The following is a 16196-nucleotide window of genomic DNA, read 5'->3' on the forward strand; positions in this document are numbered from 1 at the left end:
GCTTGATTTTCTCATGCGTCCCATCCTTGCCCAGATGTGCCGTATGGAAAGCCTGCATGACCACACCCTGTCACTGGCTGATTTTGCCCTGATGAATGATGCCCTTGACGCGCGTGCCGAAAATGAGGTGCGCGCGCACCGCGCTGCGGAGAATAAATAATGCCTGATGCCAACGTCCTACAGGAGTTTCTCGTCTCCCTTGGTTGGGACGTTGACCAGCGCGGCGGGGACCGCTTCCGTGACCAGCTAAAAAGCATCAAGATCGGGGCGATTACGGTCACGGCTGCGCTCACCGGACTGGCAGCCGCCGTAGCCAAGACGGCCCAGACTTACGAGCAGATGCATTATGCATCACAGCGGGCGCAGTCATCCGTCACGAACATGAATGCCTTCGGGTTCGCCGTGGGGCAGTTGGGCGGTAATGCCCAGACCGCTAAGCAGTCTTTGCAGGAACTTGGCAACCGGGTCCGCAATCTGCCCGGCATGGAAAACAGCATACAGCGGTTCGGGGTGCAGACGCGCGATGCCAACGGGCATATGCGCGATATGGCCGATATCGTCACGGATATGGGCCAGAGGTTCCGTGACGATCCCATTCAGGGCCACGCGCTGGCATGGGCGCAGGCATTTGGCCTGAGCCAGACAGACATGCAGGCGCTTGAGCGTGCGCCCGACCTGTTGCGGAAATATGAACAGGAATACCGCCGCATCTATTCCTCCCTCGACCTGAACCAAGATCAGGCAGGAGAGCAGAGCGCACAGTTCATGCAGGATATTCGCGTGACCTGGCAGATCGTGGAAGCGATAGGCCAGAAGGTCATGATCGACCTGCAAAAAGCGTTCGGTGGAAATATCCACGATCTGAACAATTACCTGATGCAGCACGGCCCCGAGATTGCCGCCGCCATCGAGCTGGGCGTGCAAGAGGTCGTGGCTTTTGTCCAGTGGCTTATCAAGGCAGGGAAGGCCATCAATTCCGGCGTTGAGAACACGGTCGGGTGGAAGGTTGTTCTTGAGGGTATAGCCGCGTTCATGGCGACCCGGTGGATTGCTGGGGTCGTAACGCCCATCCTGATGATGGTCCGGGCGCTTGGTGGGGGAAGTCTGGCCGCTGCGGCCCTGCGGACGGCGTTGATGAAGATAGGGGAGCCAGCCGCCGCTGCTGCCAAGGCATTGGGTGGCGTCGAAGCAGCGGGGGCGGCCGCCAAAGGTGCCGAAGCAGCGGGCGGGGCGGCAACGGCGGCCGAAGGCGGAGCAGAAATGTTCGGCCCTCCTACCGCTGCCGAAGCTCGCGTTCAGGCTGCATGGAATGCGTCACGTATCGCGCCTGCCGCCGAAGGTGCCGAAGCAGCGAGCGGGGCGGCCTTCGGTGCCCCCCTAGCTGTCATCGGAGGCGCTGCTGCATTCGCCGGATACGAGGGATACAAGGCATGGGGCGACGTACACGACGCAATCCGTGCTGTGCATAAGCGACACGCCGTGAGCGATTCCACCGCTGCCCGTGAGAAGCAGGCGCTACAGTTCTTTATCGGCAAGGGATTTTCACCACAGGCATCCGCCGGGATTGTGGGCAATCTTGAGCAGGAAAGCGGGCTTAATCCAGAAGCGCGGGGGGATAGCGGTCGCGCGGGTGGGGTTGCCCAATGGCATTCTGACCGCGCCCGTGCGATCTATCAGCAATTCGGCATTGATGTATATCATGCCAATTTGTCACAGCAGCTTGAGGCCATCTTTGATGAGATGCAAATGGGGTCGGACCCACAGGCAAGACAGGCGGGGCGAGACCTTTATCGAACCAATGACGCCGCCATGGCCACCCACATATTCCGTGCTGGATATGAGCGCCCGCTAAACAAGTTCGGGGACGAAGACCAGAAGCGGTGGCAGTTTGCATCGGATGCGATGAGCCGGAACCCGCAACTGTTCAATGCGGCTAATGGCGGCGGGGCACCAAGCCAGAGCGTAAGCGTCAATAACCATGTCACGATCAACGGCGCGCAATCCCCGCAGGCCGTAGGGAAGGCGGTGTCTGATTACATCAGCAACCGCACGACCAGCGCCATCACCCGAAACCTGATGAGCAAAACGGCATGACCACCACCGCAACAGAAATCGCATCCCTGCTTTTTATGAGCAACGGTCATATCGTGGCAGCAACAGGAACCACGACTACACCCGATATCGTGGCGCGTGAAGGGCACCGGGACGGGCTGGTCATAACCCAGCACCCGGTTGAGACCGGCGCATCCATCACGGACCATGCGTTCAAGATGCCCGCTGAGGTCCGGTTGGAATACGGGTTTTCCAACAGCAGCATTCAGGCGCTGGGATCGGACTTTGACAGCTTTTCCCTGACTGATTTGGTTGACGGGAACCTTGGGGAAGGGTTTGTCAAGGAAATCTATGCCCAGCTTCTGGCGCTACAGTCCGCCCGGACCTTGTGTCAGGTCGTGACCAGCAAGCGGCTTTATAAAAACATGCTGATCGCGAGCATCGAGACGGAGACCACGGCGGAAACAGCCTATGCGATGCATGTTTCAGTCATCTGTCAGGAGGTGATTATCGCCAGCACGGTTACATCCTCAATATCATCATCCGATCAGTCCGACGCATCTTCCACGGCGGCCACCGTGAATAGCGGCCAGCAGCAGCTATCCGAGGTTAGCAACCAGACATCGGTGGCGGCACAGGACCCTAGTTCGTAGGGATGGGAGGGGCAGAGGGCATATTGCGTTGGGTATCCCTCTATTCCGCTACTCCGCCGCAACGGGATACTCCTGAACCAGCGTATCCGCAGGAAGCCCCAGAACGCGGGAGAAGGCCCGGACCATTCCCATGCTCAGGCCGCGCTTGCGGTTCAGCACATCACTCAGCCTGCTTTGGGCAATGCCAGCTTCCGCGCAAAGCTGGCTGCGCGACATGCCTTTTTCCTCAAGACGGTAGAGGATGGCGTCTATGGGGTCAGGCAGCCCGATAGGGTAGTGCCTGGCTTCATAAGCAGCCACAAGGTCCGCCATGACTTCAAGACGGTCTCCATCCGGGCTGCCGGGTTCTGGGTTGAGGTCCATCAGGCGGCCAACCTCAGCAATGGCGGCGTCCAGATCATCATCATTCCTGATAGGCTTGATATCCATCACACTGTCTCCGGGTTGATCTTGTCGTATTCTCTGTGCGTTCCGATGAACTTTATCAGGACCGTCTTGAACTGGTAGTTGATGTGAGCCACCAGACGATAGTTGTTGCCGCCAATGTTGAAGATCACGCGATTGTCGCCCACGAAATCCGCTGAATTGTAGGTGGAGCGAACATCGGCCGGGCCAGTCCATGCAGCTTTCTTCACAGTAACGTGCCACGTTTCCAGCGGGGACTGCGCCCGTGGGTGGACAGTCCAGAAGGCAACGATGGTTTTCTTGGCGACGATCTGCATGGACATTATATAGCCCATACTTACCAAAATGGGAAGATATAAATTACCAGATTGGGAAGTTTATTAGGAGGCTATGTGAGGATTGGCGGCAGGTTGCTAGTGCGGTGTATGGTGGGGGTGGCGGTTTGCTGCCTACCCCGATTTGGTGGAGGCTCAATGGTTGGCGTGCCTGGGTGCGCACTTTTTTAGCTTAACCTGCCCGAGCCAATTCGTCTTTTCGCACATCCGATTTGGGTCTTCAGCAGGAGGTTTATCACCATGCTCAAAAGTATAAAAGAATACCGTATAACCATTCGAGTCCGCGTGAAACATATCCCTGGAGTAGAAAGAATTCATTAAGGACTTTTTTGCTGAATTAAGAAAATCTGTCCTTTGGTCCCCTTCCTGATTTAATAGGACACAATTTCTGGCATAGAAAAACTTTCCGTCTGGCTGAACCATGTGGCAGCGGATTGATAATTTTGAATAAATATATGATACATCATCGCTTAGGTTATCAGGAAATTCTGCGCTTTCTATATGTCCTTTAAGCGGCTCCCCAAGTTCTCCAGAACCCGGGAAATAAGAATTTCCAAGATATTTCACGACATTTACCCATGGAGCGACAACTTCCTCCCCCGATGCGGACTGATATTTTGTAGGAGGCGCTCCCATAACGACGGCTAATTCTCCGTAATTAATATGCCCGTTTGGATCATGAACTATAGTCGTATATACGGTATTGGGATTATACCCAAGTCCATTTATTGAAGTAGAAATCTGATTTATCAATAGTATTGTGCTGCTATCAATCCACTGTTTCTGTCCTATTATTGAATTGATGCGTATTATGAAACATTTTCCTTCTATCGAATATGGGTCATCGAAACCAACCGCATTTAGCGTCTTCGGATATCCGCCACACATACTGTATATGCTCATCTCTCCGGCGTGATTATCTGAAGGAGGGGCGGGGGCGGCGTCTATAGTAGGGGGCGTAGGCTTTTGTGGACTTTGAGGATTACTGCCATTTTGCTGCAGCGCCACAGCATCATCATTCGACAGAAAGCCGTCTACAGACGGGCGGTGAGTTACCCTTTGCCACGTCTCTATAGCCGTCCTAGTCCCCTCCCCATACACACCATCTGCCACTGATCCAGTTGGCAGGTATCCAAGATCAATCAGCCTCTTCTGAAGCTGTATGTGTTGGTCTATCGGTCTTGTCGCCTCCTCTAAAGCATCGCCTGAAAGCCTTCCCCGATAGGTCGCGGTCAGATCATTCATGTGCGATATATAGCATGATGGAGACGCCTGCCCGCTGGCGGGATCAACGCAGTTCCCTGATGCGTCCTGATCTGATATGGCCTGCGCCTTCAGGTCTTTCCAGCCAGGCTTTCCGACTTGCTGACGCAGGGCATAATATGCTTGGTCGAACTGAAGTTCAGATTTTGCAGCATCGCTATTTTTACAAAGCATTGTAGCGACACTGTTGTTGGAAAGATCAGCAGAGCAAGAAAAATCGGGATGATATTCCTGCGCAGATGCATAAGAAATAGGCAATCCCGCGCAAACAAATGCTAAAAGCAGCTTTCTAATTGTCATCATCTTCCACTCTTAAATGCCCTTCAAGCCCCTTCGCGATCAGGCGACGGATGGCTTCGGGGCGGGTGATCCCGTTATCGGCAGCCCACGCCTCCAACGCATCGAGAAGGGGGCGTTGCAACCGCGCGGTCACTTCGTCGCTGTCTACCCTCGGTCGGCCTTTTCTTTTTTTGCTGGCATTTAATGTTGACATGCATATTTTATGCCAGCATATAATGCGGACGGCAACAGGAAATCCTACCTTCCTGCGCCGCCCTAACCATCATCAAGGGAACACGCCCCATGACGACAGCTACCGCTGCCATTACCACGATTCCGCTTACCATGTCCTCCCGTGAAATCGCGGAGCTTACGGGGAAGCGTCACGACAACGTGGTCCGTGACATTGAAAAGATGCTCAATAACGTTGGGATGGGTCTCCTCAAGTTTGAGGATACCTACACGAACCCGCAGAATGGTCAGAAATATCGCTGCTACAATCTTCCAAAGAACCTAACCATCAACCTGATTGCGGGCTACCGGGATGACATGCGGCTCAAGATCATCGACCGCTGGATGGAATTGGAAGCGCAGGAGCATAAGCCGCTAGTCCCCCAGACCTACGCCGAAGCCCTTCTCGAAGCGGGCCGCATCGCAAAGGAGCGGGATGCGCTGAAGGTGGAGAACAGGGAGCTTGCCGTGAAGGGCGCGGCTCTGGACCGCATTTCCACTGCCACTGGCACGCATGGGCTGTATGAGGCTGCGAAGATATTGCAGGTCGGTCCCAAGAAGTTCGTGATGTGGCTAGCGTCCAACCAATGGATCTACAAGCGCACTGGCAGCAAGGTGTGGCTGGCTCGGCAGGAGAAGATAAACGCCGGGTATCTGTGGCATAAGGTGGACACCTTCACGGATGCCAACGGGGAAGAACGGACCCGCGACACGGTGAAGGTTCTGCCGAAGGGTTTGGAGAAGCTGGCCAAGGTCGTGCCTGGTGCTCATATCGACGCGGATTATGCCGCTGTTCTTGAGGCCGACATGCGCCCTTTCGCCAAGAACTCGGAGACCGCAACAATGTAGCCCTCAAGGAAAACCCAGTCAGCGGCCACTACCCAGAGGATGAAGAACTTCTGATCTGGATAGCGAACTGCGAGGCGTGGGAAACACACCTCACGGGCCGACCGAACGATGCCAACGCGAAGTGGCGGCGGAACGACCTGATCCGGCACATCCGCTGCCGTCTGGGCATCAAGGTTGAGGTCGAGCAGGCCCGATGCATCTTCCTGCGTAAGCGCGGGATTAGCGTAGAGCCGCAGGAGGAAGTGAAAGTAGACACTTCACCCGAGAAGATCGGAAAGATGTGCTACGACCCGTTCTTCGGCGTGCGAGACTATGTTGATGGCAAGACGACCGCCGAAGAACTGTGGCAGGCCATGGGAGAGTGCGCGCAATATGTCGCTCGTGTTATCGCGGACCGGGAGGGGCAGTCACGACCGCCCGCTGCGGTGAAGATGATGGGTCTGGGTGCGGCATCAATCGCGCGCCAGCGATAGCCAAGGAAATCGCCTGACGTGTCTGCGGTTCTGCTTGTATCCGGACTCAAGATACGCTACTAATCGACTATCGTCACAAAAATTGCGGGCTGTCCTTCGGGGCATCCCTTTTTGTTTGGCTGGCTATGACAACCTATTACGAAGTGCCATTGTCAGGTGAGGCCCAGACCTTCACCGCGTCCATGAATGGCGTCTCTTATACCTTCACCTTCCGGTATCTGAACTGCACGCAGGGTGGGTGGGTGATGGATCTGGCGGATTCCAGCGGCAATCAGATCGTGGGCGGCATACCGCTTGTGACCGGGACTGACCTGTTGGGGCAGTATGAATATCTGGGCTTCGGGTGCCGCATGTTCGTCAGCACGGATGGCGACTGGGATGCGGTCCCGACTTACGACAATCTGGGAACGACCTCGCACTTGTATGTGGCGATTGACTGATGGCACAGCAATTCATCCGCGCGTGCAGTCTGGTTGTCGGGGATAGTTCGGGAAACACGATTGACCTGTCATCCCTGCGTGTGCGGTTCAGCATCACGCAGGGCACAGTCAACACGCCCAAAACCGCAATGATCCGCATATGGAATGTGAGCAAACATACGGCTGCCATCATCCATACGCAGTTTAACAAAACCGTGTCCCTGTCGGCTGGCTATGAAAGCAAGTCGGGACTGATTTTTCAGGGAGATGCCCGCCAGATCGTTTTTGGCCGGGAGAGTCCCACGGACACGTATCTGGATATTCAGGCGCAGTCCAATGGCAATGCGTTTGCCGATGCGACCATCAATAAGGTTATCGCGGCGGGCTGGACGCATCAGGATATTGCCCAGCAGCAGGCGCAGCAGATGGCGGCATACAATATCTCCCTTGGGGCTTTCCCAGAGGTAGAAGGGTCAGGGGCGCGCCCAAAGATCATGTATGGCATGGTGAATGACCATTGCCGGACAACGGCGAAAAGCGTTTCCGGGGTGCATTACACGAACGACGACGGAACGCTCAATTTTGTCCAGCCATCCAAGATGGCGGGCAACAGTTCATCATCCGGCGTGATTGAGTTGACCCCCTCAACCGGCCTGATCGGCATACCGATCCAGACGCCAAACGGCATTCAGGCTACCTGCCTGCTGAACCCGAACATCAAGATGGATTCCATCGTGCATATCCGGGCTGTCAATTCCGATGGAACCAGCAGGATACAGCAGGCGTCTGTGGGTCTGTCCACCAGTGACATTAACAACGGCGATCAGACGACAGACGATTCAGCCTCCAACCTGTCAACCGTCAACGGCATCAACCCCACCGGGAAATACCGGGTCATTTATGTGGCCTATGAAGGCGATACGCGGGAAACCCCCTGGTATACGACCATTGTTGGCCTGTCGATTGATCCCACACACACGAATGTTGCCGCATCTTCCACGGGTTACACCTGATGACTGACAGCCTTGATATCCGTGAACGCTATACAGACCATCTGGAGGACATGAACCTTCTGGCTGATGGCTTGCAGTCGCGCATCTGGACCATGCTTCCGGGCATCATACAGTCTGTCACGATCAACAATGGCAGTCCATATGCTGCGGTGCAGCCCGCTGCCAAGGGTCGCACCATCGCATCGGATGGTACATCGACATTTGTTGACCTGCCCCTACTGCCTCATTGCCCGATCTGGTTCCCGCGCGGCGGCGGTTGCTCCATGACCTTTCCAGTCGCGGAGGGCGACGAATGCATGCTGCTGTTCTCATCCAGATCCATTGACGAGTGGTGGCAGAACGGGACCGCCCAGCCTGCTTATGATCTTCGCCAGCATGACCTGTCCGATGCGGTTGCCGTTGTCGGCCTGACCAGCGAGGCCAAGCCGATTGCATCAGGCACCATCAGCACGGACAGCGTCCAGCTTCGTGCCGATGACGGCAAAACCGTCATTGACCTAAACCCGACAACGCAGGCCGTAACCGTGACCGTGCCGGGCGGCCTGACCGTGAACGGGCCTGTCAAGTTTTCCAGCACATTTGAAGTCGATGGCGCGGTTACAGCCAAGTCCTCGATCACGGCAGATGGCGATGTGAAGGCTGGTAGCATTTCCCTCGAAAGCCATACGCATCCTGTCACAGATGCGCCCGGAACCACTGGCGAGCCGGAGTAGATCATGCGCGTAAGAAAGCAGGATAGCAGCGGCGATATGGTGTTCGGTCATGGCAGCGCGGATTATTATTACAATACCCCTGCCGGTGTTGGCCAACTGGTCCAGACGCGCCTGAAACTATGGCTAGGGGAATGGTTTCTCGACACATCCGATGGCACGCCGTGGACCACGAAGGTTCTGGGGAACAGAACAACCTCGACTTATGATGCCGTGATCCGGGCACGCATCCTTGGCACGCCGGGCGTATCATCCATCAGCAGTTATTCAAGCACGCTGAACAATCGAAAACTGACCATATCCGCCACGATCCAGACCGAATATGGCACCACCACCGTCACCACGGGCAGTTAAGCTATGGCATCAGTTTCTTCCGTATCCGATCTGGCCTGTTCGGTAAGCGCATCCGGTATCACGGCCCCTGATTATTCCTCTATCCTGACATGGCTCAAAGATGCCTTCTGGGGGATTTACGGGTCGGATGTGTCGCTGGATAATTCCACGCAGGACGGCCAATGGCTGGGGATCATCGCGCAGGCAATAAACGCATCCAACAACGCCATGATCGCGACGTTTAACTCGTTCTCCCCCTCGACAGCGCAAGGAACCGGGCTGTCATCGGTGGTGAAGATCAATGGTATCGCCCGCAATACTGCATCCTATTCAACCTGCGATGTGATCGTGTCGGGCGCTGTTGGGACCATAATTTCAGGCGGCAGCGTGAAAGACAGCACGTATGATTATACGTGGGATTTACCGTCCAGCGTGACGATCCCGGACGGCGGCAAGATCACGGTAACGGCTACGTGCGAGACGGAAGGCGCTATCACTGTAGCAGCGGGAACGTTGACCACGATCAACACGCCAACACGGGGATGGACCAGCGTTACGAACACAACGGCCTCATCTCCCGGCGTTGCAATCGAAACCGACGCGGCACTCAGGAAGCGCCAGGCATCCAGCACGATGACGCCATCCTATTCGATCATGGATGGTCTGATCGGATCCATCAAGGAACTGACAGGGGTATCCGCTGCGACCGGATATGAGAATGACACGGACGCTACGGACAGCAACGGCATACCAGCAGGTTATATTGCCATAGTGGTTGAGGGCGGAGACGCTTCCGATATCGCGACCGTCATTGCAAACAAGAAATCCATGGGCGTGGGAACCGTTGGCAATACGTCAGAACTGGTTACAGACAGCTCAGGCACCCAGCGCACAATCAATTTCTACAGACCTGATGACGGCACGATTACGGTCAAGATCGGACTGACCGCTCTGACCGGATATACCGATGCAATCGGCACCCTTATTTCTGAGGCTGTGTCCGATTATATTTCTGGTCTGTCCATCGGTAGCACCATCTATACAACAAGGCTATACAAACCAGCCACGCTGGATAGTGACGACGGTGGGGATACATACGATATAACGTCCATTACCTTGGCGGTTAATGGCGGCGCGCTGTCCACTGCGAACATAGAACTTGGGTTTTACGAAATGCCGCTATGCACAAGTGATGATGTAACGATTGTGGCGAGTGCTGACTGATGGCTGAACTGTCCGATTTCACAGAACTGATTACCAGCGAGCATGCCGGAGCGACCAAATTCGTCGCCACAGTCGAGGCATCCGTGCAGGCGTTTGTCGATCAGATCAATGTGGCTGAAAATGCCTATAGCTACTATGATCTGGATAATGCCGTAGGCACGCAGCTTAACGCCGTAGGGCTGTGGGTTGGGGCATCCCGCCTGATTAAACTGCCGGTAAATGTCTATTTCTCATTTGATAAGGATGGCGTCGGATTTGACCAAGGCATCTGGTGGGAAGTAGGGGATGCACTCAATGTCGTCACGTCCCTTGATGATGACTTATACAGGTTGTTTATACGCGCTAAAATCCTGTGCAATATGTGGGACGGAACCTTTCCGGCGGCCATAGAAATTCTTGAGACAATAACCGATGGCATAGACGTTACCATCTCTGGAATAGAGGGGGCGCGATCAGTTGCATTTACCATCACCGGCAATGTTTCAACGGTCATAAAATCCATAATCCAAGAGGGATACCTCCCCCTGAAACCGGCTGGAATATCCGTTTCCTACAATTTCGTATCGTGAGATGCCAATGGCTACCAGTTCCTTTTCTGCCTTCGCCTCTGGCGGCAGCGCCAATGTTGTAACAGATACTGAATACCAGTCCCTCATTGGATCAGAGGGTGCGCTTGCTTTAGGTTTTGTGGCGGGTCTGGCGTATTCTTCCTATGTCAATAAGGTCTTGCGACAGACCAGTATTTTTTCTGCCGTTCTCGGAAAAATAATTGCTGACAATGGGCAGGACTGCACGGATAGCGATACCGTGGATGATCTGAAATCGTGGCTCCTTACTGCCATTCTATCAGGCTATGCCACTGAAGCGTTTGTTGGTACCAGCGTAGCCACTGAACAGGCCCGCGCCGAAGGCGTAGAGTCCGGTCTTGTTTCCGGTATCTGGGCAAAAGGAACGACTGCGTATCAGGTGCTTGGCCTGACCTACCTGATCAGTGCGCAGCGGCCACAGTATTTCTATCAGGACGATAGCGGCAACCAGTACTCGGGAGGCGCTCTGGCCCTGTATTCGGATGTTACAAGCGAGACCGAGCGTGCCGAAGGCGTAGAGTCCGGTCTTGTTTCCGGTATCTGGGCAAAAGGAACGACCTCCTATCAGGTGCTTGGCCTGACCTACCTGATCAGTGCGCAGCGGCCACAGTATTTCTATCAGGACGATAGCGGCAACCAGTACTCGGGAGGCGCTCTGGCCCTGTATTCCGACGTGACGGCCGAACAGGCAGCGCGAGCTAGCGCCATTAGTGCTGAGGCCACGGCACGCGCGAACGCCGATGCCCAGCTTGTATCCGGCGTGTGGGCCAACGGTACGGGGCCGGGGCAGGTTCTGGGCATGACCTACAACCTGACTTTCGTCGGCGGTGCGCGCCCGCAGGTCTTCTACAACGACGCCAGCGACAACCAGCAGGTCATCGGGCTGGCCACCTATAACGATCTCTCCGGCTATGTCCCGAAGGGTGGTGTGCAGTACGGCCAAACGTGGGATGTGTGGACGCCTTCCGCCAATCAGGTCACGAACCTGACCCTGACATTCACATGCACATCCGGCGGGCTGCTGATGATGTCGGCTGGCGTTTACCCGTTCAGCGCACAGCCCAGCAATGGCAGTTCCTCAAATACGGGATCGGATGTCAACCTGATCCTGGACGGCACCAGCGTGTATGACGACAACGTACGCAGCGCCACGCATGAGGACGTGCCGCAACTGGTGGGCGCGGGCACGCATACCATCACCCTTCGGTATACGGCCAACACCGCCACGTCGGGCTGGGTCAGCCAGCGCGCCAAACTGTCCTACTTCTTCATCCCGACCGAATGAGGCCGCGCCATGTCCACATCTGACACCATCCAGAATTATATCCTGTACCGGACGACCGCATCCGGGTGGCAGGCGGTCGGCTATGTCATTGCCGCCATGCAGATGACGGCGGAGCAGGCGACCGGAGCCGGGACGGGCCTGGCCTACGTACTGGACGCGGCGGGCAAATACCCGGCCGGAAGCCTCTATCCGGTACCCTCCACGGGGTATGCGCTCACCGGGCCATCCACGGCAACGGCGGGAACTGCCCTGACGCTGACCCTGACGCCAGACAATTACGGCCCGGACACGGCAACGGCGGTGACGCTTTCCGATGGTGGCGCGGGCGGCACATTCTCATCCGCCACGGTCACATTCGGCGCGGGCGTAAAGACCGCCCAGACCGTGACCTACACGCCGAAGGCGGCGGGCAGCGTCACCATCAGCGCCACAAACAGTGGCGGCCTGACCAACCCGGCAGCTCTTGCCATCACCGTCGGCGCGGCGGCTGCCACAACCTGACCGCCCCCACGATCCGCGCCTGCCAGACCGCCCGTGAGGCGGTTTTTTCATGAGAAGACGAATGAGCGAAACCACCACACTGACCCAGGGCGGCCCGGTCATGCCCCAGCGCTGCGCCACGATCGAGGATCTGGCCCGCGTGCGTGAGCGGCTGGCCAAGGTCGAGGGCGGCCATGACAACCTGCGCGACGGGCTGAGCACGCTGTCCCAGCAGTTTGCCAACCTCAGGCGCGACCTGACGCAATCCGTATCCGACAACGCCGCCCAGACCCGGCGCGAGATCATGGAGCGCGTGGACGACATGACCGACACCGCCACCGAGCGTAACAACGAAATATCAGGCAGGCTGGCGCGCATCGAGGGCGGCCTGAAGCTGACCTCATGGGTCACCATGACCTTCATCGTGCTGGCCACCGGCCTGCTGGGCTGGGGGCAGATTGGCGATGCCGCGTGGTCGTTCTGCAAACGCGCATTCGGGTATGCGTCATGAGCGCATACATTCCCCGCGGCATCCGCAACAACAATCCGGGCAACCTTGATTTTGTGGGTCAGGCGGGCGCGCATCTGGAAACCGGCGTGGCAGAACCGCGCTTTGCGGCTTTTCCGACCATGGCAGACGGCATCCGCGCCCTGCGTGACCAGTTGCTGCGCTATGCCGAGCGCGGACTGACCACGGTTGCCTCCATCATCTCGGTCTATGCGCCTGCCACCGAGAACGTGACCAGCGCCTATATCGCCGGCCTGTGCCGCCAGATGGGCGTGCAGGCCGATGCCGTGCTGGACCTGCACGATCCGGCCACCATGCTGGGGTTGATCGAGGGCATCGCCACCATGGAAAACGGGCCGGGGCATCTCAGCACGGAACAGATCAATCAGGCCCTTGATGGAGACGACAAATGAACACAGCCGCGAAGTTCGGCGGCATCGGGGCTTTTGTCCTGCTGCTGCTTAATAAGGTGCCGGAACAGTACACGCTTTATGCCGCCGTGTTCGTGTTCGCCTGCTCGGCGGCATCCGCGCTGATCCCGCCACCTTCTGCGCATAGCCGGTGGGCCGTGGCCTACCAGATCATGACCACCATCGGCCTGAACATCGGCTGGGCGGAAAACCACTTCAAACCGGGGCAGTCGGGCGTGCGCGTGCCACTGGCCGACAAGCCCGCTGCCAAGCAGGCCGTAGAGGCGGCAGGCATTCCTGTCCTGAACAAAAAGGGTCAGCCTGAAGCGCCGCCCGTGCCGGGTAAGTCCGCTTCCTGATTAATCGAAAAGGAATACACCATGAACCAGAACATCTCCCGCCGGTCCCTGCTGCGCGCCGGGGCCGGAACGCTGGCGGCTGGCCTGTTGGCGGCCTGCACGACCACCAAGAAGGGCACAACCACTACCATCACCCTGAACGTGGCCGAGGTCGTGGATTACGGCAACGCCATCCTGTCCTTCGCCAGCACGGCCATCAATGTTTCGTTCGTGGCATCGGCCATGGGCACGGCCAATCTGGCGCTGGCCAACACGGTCATTGCCTCGCTCAAGTCCGCCCTGACCGCGTTCCAGTCAGCCGCAGGATCCAGCACGTCCGTCAGTTATAACAGCGCCAGTGTCAAGACGGCGTTCGACAGCATCATTACCGATGTGGAGAAGGTGGACACACTGATCATCGCGGTCATTACCGGCACGGCGGCGAACCTGTCCAGCAGCATGGTGTCCGACGCCAAGACGGCAGCAGGGGCAGCGGAGACGCTGATTGATCTGCTCAAGGCCATGGTGGATGTGTCCGGCCCGCGCCTGCGCTCCGTATCTCCTGCCGATCCGGACGCGGCCATCGGCAAGATCGCCATCTTCGCGGCTTCGCAGGGCTAACCTGTCCATTAGGGGGCGGCTCGGAACAAGTCGCCCCACCCATGCATTCCTATCGAGAACCTCGCAATGCACCCCTCGCAGCTTCACGTTGTATCGGTATTCAACAACAACCGGCGCTGGCGTTCGCGTGAACGCCTTCTGCGCAAGTTCATCACGCATATGCAGGCATCTGGCGTAACCCTTACGCTGGTTGAGCATGTTATGGGCGAACGCGATTTCTTCCTTGATCCGAATGACCCGTCCCTTGCCGGAGTCCGCCTGTTCCAGATACGCGGGGATAACCGGCAGGAAAACTGGCTCAAGGAAGGACTGATCCGCTATGGCGTCTCGCGCCTGCCGCCTGATGCGAAATACCTGGCGGTGATTGATGCGGACGTGTTCTTCCAGCGGCAGGATTGGGCGCTTGCCACGCTGGACATGCTCCAGGTGCATCGCGTTGGCCAGCCATGGTCCTACTCCGTGGACCTTGGACCGGACGAAAACCCGATCTGCGATGAGAATGGTCGGCAGATGGACCGTTCGTTCTGTGCCGCATGGGAAGCGGGGGATATCATCGTCACGGATGAGGACTACGGCGCAGGCCAGTCGAGTGCCCAGTGGCTGCTTGACCCCAATCGCAAGCGCGACTGGCGACAGCACTATGGGTATGCATGGGCCTTCCGGCTGGATGTGTGGACCGATTTTGGCGGCCTGCCTGACTGGCTTGTGACCGGTGCGGCTGATTACATCGCCGCTATGGCGTTTGCGGGCAAGCTGGACACGTCCGATGCCTATACGTCGCCAGCCTGCGCCCGACGCTTGCGGCACTTCGCGGCGGCCTGTGACCGCGCCGTGCGACAGGATATCGGCGTGGTGCCGGGACTGCTTGCCCATGGCTTCCACGGATCGAAGAAGAAGCGCTTCTATCTGGACCGCAAGGACATCCTGCGCGAAGCCAATTTCGATCCTGACGTTGATATCGGATACGACCGTCACGGCCTGCCATTCCTCGCCAGCGATAACCGCGTCCTGCGCGACGGCCTGCGCCGCCTTTCGGTTGCCCGCGATGAAGACAGTAACGCGCCATGACCATTCATGCACTCGCCGGTCTGGGCCTGTTCCTGACCGGCGCGGCGTTCTCGCAGGTGCTGGCGTTCGGTATCGCCGCATGGGCCAAGGCCCGGCGCGAACGCCAGATTGACGACACGCTTGGGCCTCCTGCGCCTTAGCTGGAACGGTAACTCTCAATCCCAATAAAGAAACCCCGCCCCATTTAAGGGACGGGGCTAAATCTACGATTTTTCATGTTCCTCAATTTCTGATGGGCATTTTGGCGAGGATGGTTCCGCCGACTGCCAGAACGATAGGCATGACGACGAAAGCGATAAGCTCCATGAACGTCATTTTACCAAGCCTCCTAACACGTCCTGTGCCAGCCTGTGCAGCCATGTGGCCGCGAGGAGGTACAGGATCATACCGAGTATGACCACGGACCGAATCGGCTCGTGGCCACTTACGTTATATAGCGTTGTTGCGATAGGTGCCAATACACCAACCGTTACAGCCGATGTCGCCCCCGTGTTCAGCGCATTCGCTCTCAGCTTAACGCGCTCATTATGTATCTGTTTCTCTGCCGCGTTCATTTCAAGATTTCAGATTGATGATGCGGCTATCTGCCTGACAGGGACGATTCTCGTCAAACTTCAGACTTGTCGGCCTCAAGCCCCTTCGCGATCAGGCGGCGGATGG

The 16196-nt window shown here is 57.1% G+C and carries 23 protein-coding genes; 19 read left to right on the forward strand and 4 right to left on the reverse strand.

Going from position 1 to position 16196, the window contains the following annotated elements:
• The first annotated feature begins 13 nt into the window (after positions 1-13).
• Genes LDL32_RS01760 through LDL32_RS01770 form a run of 3 tightly spaced genes read left to right on the forward strand, consistent with a single transcriptional unit; the run spans position 14 to position 2705 of the window.
• Entirely contained in the window at positions 14-160 is a 147-nt protein-coding gene (locus tag LDL32_RS01760; RefSeq protein ID WP_233064135.1) for a DUF6889 family protein, read from the forward strand.
• Positions 160-2094 (forward strand): phage tail tip lysozyme, encoded by a 1935-nt coding sequence (locus tag LDL32_RS01765; RefSeq protein ID WP_233064136.1) that lies wholly within the window; start codon positions 160-162, stop codon positions 2092-2094. Before LDL32_RS01760 ends, LDL32_RS01765 begins: the two co-directional genes overlap by 1 nt.
• On the forward strand, positions 2091-2705 hold the full coding sequence (locus LDL32_RS01770) for a phage baseplate protein (RefSeq protein ID WP_233064137.1): 615 nt from the start codon (positions 2091-2093) through the stop codon (positions 2703-2705). The genes LDL32_RS01765 and LDL32_RS01770 overlap by 4 nt, the downstream gene beginning before the upstream one ends.
• Positions 2706-2753: 48 nt before the next feature.
• Here the strand turns inward: LDL32_RS01770 and LDL32_RS01775 are convergent, their stop codons facing one another.
• The 4 genes from LDL32_RS01775 to LDL32_RS01790 form a co-directional block, all read right to left on the reverse strand.
• Positions 2754-3134: a type II toxin-antitoxin system HigA family antitoxin gene (locus LDL32_RS01775; RefSeq protein WP_233064138.1), complete on the reverse strand. Its 381-nt coding sequence runs from the start codon at positions 3132-3134 to the stop codon at positions 2754-2756.
• Positions 3134-3433, reverse strand: a complete 300-nt coding sequence (locus tag LDL32_RS01780; RefSeq protein WP_233064139.1) for a type II toxin-antitoxin system HigB family toxin — start codon at positions 3431-3433, stop codon at positions 3134-3136. Before LDL32_RS01780 ends, LDL32_RS01775 begins: the two co-directional genes overlap by 1 nt.
• 147 nt (positions 3434-3580) lie before the next feature.
• A complete protein-coding gene (locus LDL32_RS01785) occupies positions 3581-5008 on the reverse strand; it encodes a peptidoglycan-binding protein (protein ID WP_233064140.1) in 1428 nt (475 codons plus the stop codon).
• The gene (locus LDL32_RS01790; RefSeq protein WP_233064141.1) at positions 4998-5129 is read right to left on the reverse strand and encodes a ribbon-helix-helix protein, CopG family; all 132 of its coding nucleotides are present in this window, start codon (positions 5127-5129) and stop codon (positions 4998-5000) included. Before LDL32_RS01790 ends, LDL32_RS01785 begins: the two co-directional genes overlap by 11 nt.
• Before the next feature lie 161 nt (positions 5130-5290).
• Here LDL32_RS01790 and LDL32_RS01795 point away from each other — a divergent pair, with 161 nt between their 5' ends.
• The 16 genes from LDL32_RS01795 (at position 5291) to LDL32_RS01870 (ending at position 15676) form a co-directional block, all read left to right on the forward strand.
• Positions 5291-6067 (forward strand): phage regulatory protein/antirepressor Ant, encoded by a 777-nt coding sequence (locus LDL32_RS01795; RefSeq protein ID WP_233064142.1) that lies wholly within the window; start codon positions 5291-5293, stop codon positions 6065-6067.
• Positions 6068-6309: 242 nt separating this feature from the next.
• Complete coding sequence (locus tag LDL32_RS01800; protein ID WP_233064144.1) at positions 6310-6540, forward strand: hypothetical protein; 231 nt, start codon at positions 6310-6312, stop codon at positions 6538-6540.
• A gap of 125 nt (positions 6541-6665) precedes the next feature.
• Positions 6666-6980: a phage baseplate plug protein gene (locus LDL32_RS01805; RefSeq protein ID WP_233064145.1), complete on the forward strand. Its 315-nt coding sequence runs from the start codon at positions 6666-6668 to the stop codon at positions 6978-6980.
• An 80-nt stretch (positions 6981-7060) separates the two neighbouring features.
• Positions 7061-7972: a baseplate hub protein gene (locus LDL32_RS01810; protein WP_233064146.1), complete on the forward strand. Its 912-nt coding sequence runs from the start codon at positions 7061-7063 to the stop codon at positions 7970-7972.
• The gene (locus LDL32_RS01815) at positions 7972-8685 is read left to right on the forward strand and encodes a Gp138 family membrane-puncturing spike protein (RefSeq protein WP_233064147.1); all 714 of its coding nucleotides are present in this window, start codon (positions 7972-7974) and stop codon (positions 8683-8685) included. Before LDL32_RS01810 ends, LDL32_RS01815 begins: the two co-directional genes overlap by 1 nt.
• 3 nt (positions 8686-8688) lie before the next feature.
• On the forward strand, positions 8689-9036 hold the full coding sequence (locus LDL32_RS01820) for a hypothetical protein (RefSeq protein WP_233064148.1): 348 nt from the start codon (positions 8689-8691) through the stop codon (positions 9034-9036).
• A gap of 3 nt (positions 9037-9039) precedes the next feature.
• The gene (locus LDL32_RS01825; protein WP_233064149.1) at positions 9040-10239 is read left to right on the forward strand and encodes a baseplate J/gp47 family protein; all 1200 of its coding nucleotides are present in this window, start codon (positions 9040-9042) and stop codon (positions 10237-10239) included.
• Complete coding sequence (locus tag LDL32_RS01830; RefSeq protein WP_233064150.1) at positions 10239-10808, forward strand: DUF2612 domain-containing protein; 570 nt, start codon at positions 10239-10241, stop codon at positions 10806-10808. The genes LDL32_RS01825 and LDL32_RS01830 overlap by 1 nt, the downstream gene beginning before the upstream one ends.
• 238 nt (positions 10809-11046) lie before the next feature.
• Complete coding sequence (locus tag LDL32_RS01835) at positions 11047-12111, forward strand: hypothetical protein (RefSeq protein WP_233064151.1); 1065 nt, start codon at positions 11047-11049, stop codon at positions 12109-12111.
• A 9-nt stretch (positions 12112-12120) separates the two neighbouring features.
• Positions 12121-12612 (forward strand): hypothetical protein, encoded by a 492-nt coding sequence (locus tag LDL32_RS01840; protein ID WP_233064152.1) that lies wholly within the window; start codon positions 12121-12123, stop codon positions 12610-12612.
• Between the two features lie 61 nt (positions 12613-12673).
• Positions 12674-13102: a hypothetical protein gene (locus tag LDL32_RS01845; protein WP_233064154.1), complete on the forward strand. Its 429-nt coding sequence runs from the start codon at positions 12674-12676 to the stop codon at positions 13100-13102.
• Positions 13099-13512 (forward strand): structural protein, encoded by a 414-nt coding sequence (locus LDL32_RS01850; protein ID WP_233064155.1) that lies wholly within the window; start codon positions 13099-13101, stop codon positions 13510-13512. The genes LDL32_RS01845 and LDL32_RS01850 overlap by 4 nt, the downstream gene beginning before the upstream one ends.
• Entirely contained in the window at positions 13509-13868 is a 360-nt protein-coding gene (locus LDL32_RS01855; protein ID WP_233064156.1) for a hypothetical protein, read from the forward strand. Before LDL32_RS01850 ends, LDL32_RS01855 begins: the two co-directional genes overlap by 4 nt.
• A 21-nt stretch (positions 13869-13889) precedes the next feature.
• Positions 13890-14468: a hypothetical protein gene (locus LDL32_RS01860; RefSeq protein ID WP_233064157.1), complete on the forward strand. Its 579-nt coding sequence runs from the start codon at positions 13890-13892 to the stop codon at positions 14466-14468.
• A 66-nt stretch (positions 14469-14534) separates the two neighbouring features.
• Entirely contained in the window at positions 14535-15536 is a 1002-nt protein-coding gene (locus LDL32_RS01865) for a hypothetical protein (RefSeq protein ID WP_233064158.1), read from the forward strand.
• On the forward strand, positions 15533-15676 hold the full coding sequence (locus LDL32_RS01870) for a hypothetical protein (RefSeq protein WP_233064159.1): 144 nt from the start codon (positions 15533-15535) through the stop codon (positions 15674-15676). Before LDL32_RS01865 ends, LDL32_RS01870 begins: the two co-directional genes overlap by 4 nt.
• Positions 15677-16196 lie beyond the last annotated feature (520 nt).

This window comes from Komagataeibacter sp. FNDCF1, from assembly GCF_021295335.1.
Classification (GTDB): Bacteria; Pseudomonadota; Alphaproteobacteria; order Acetobacterales; family Acetobacteraceae; genus Komagataeibacter.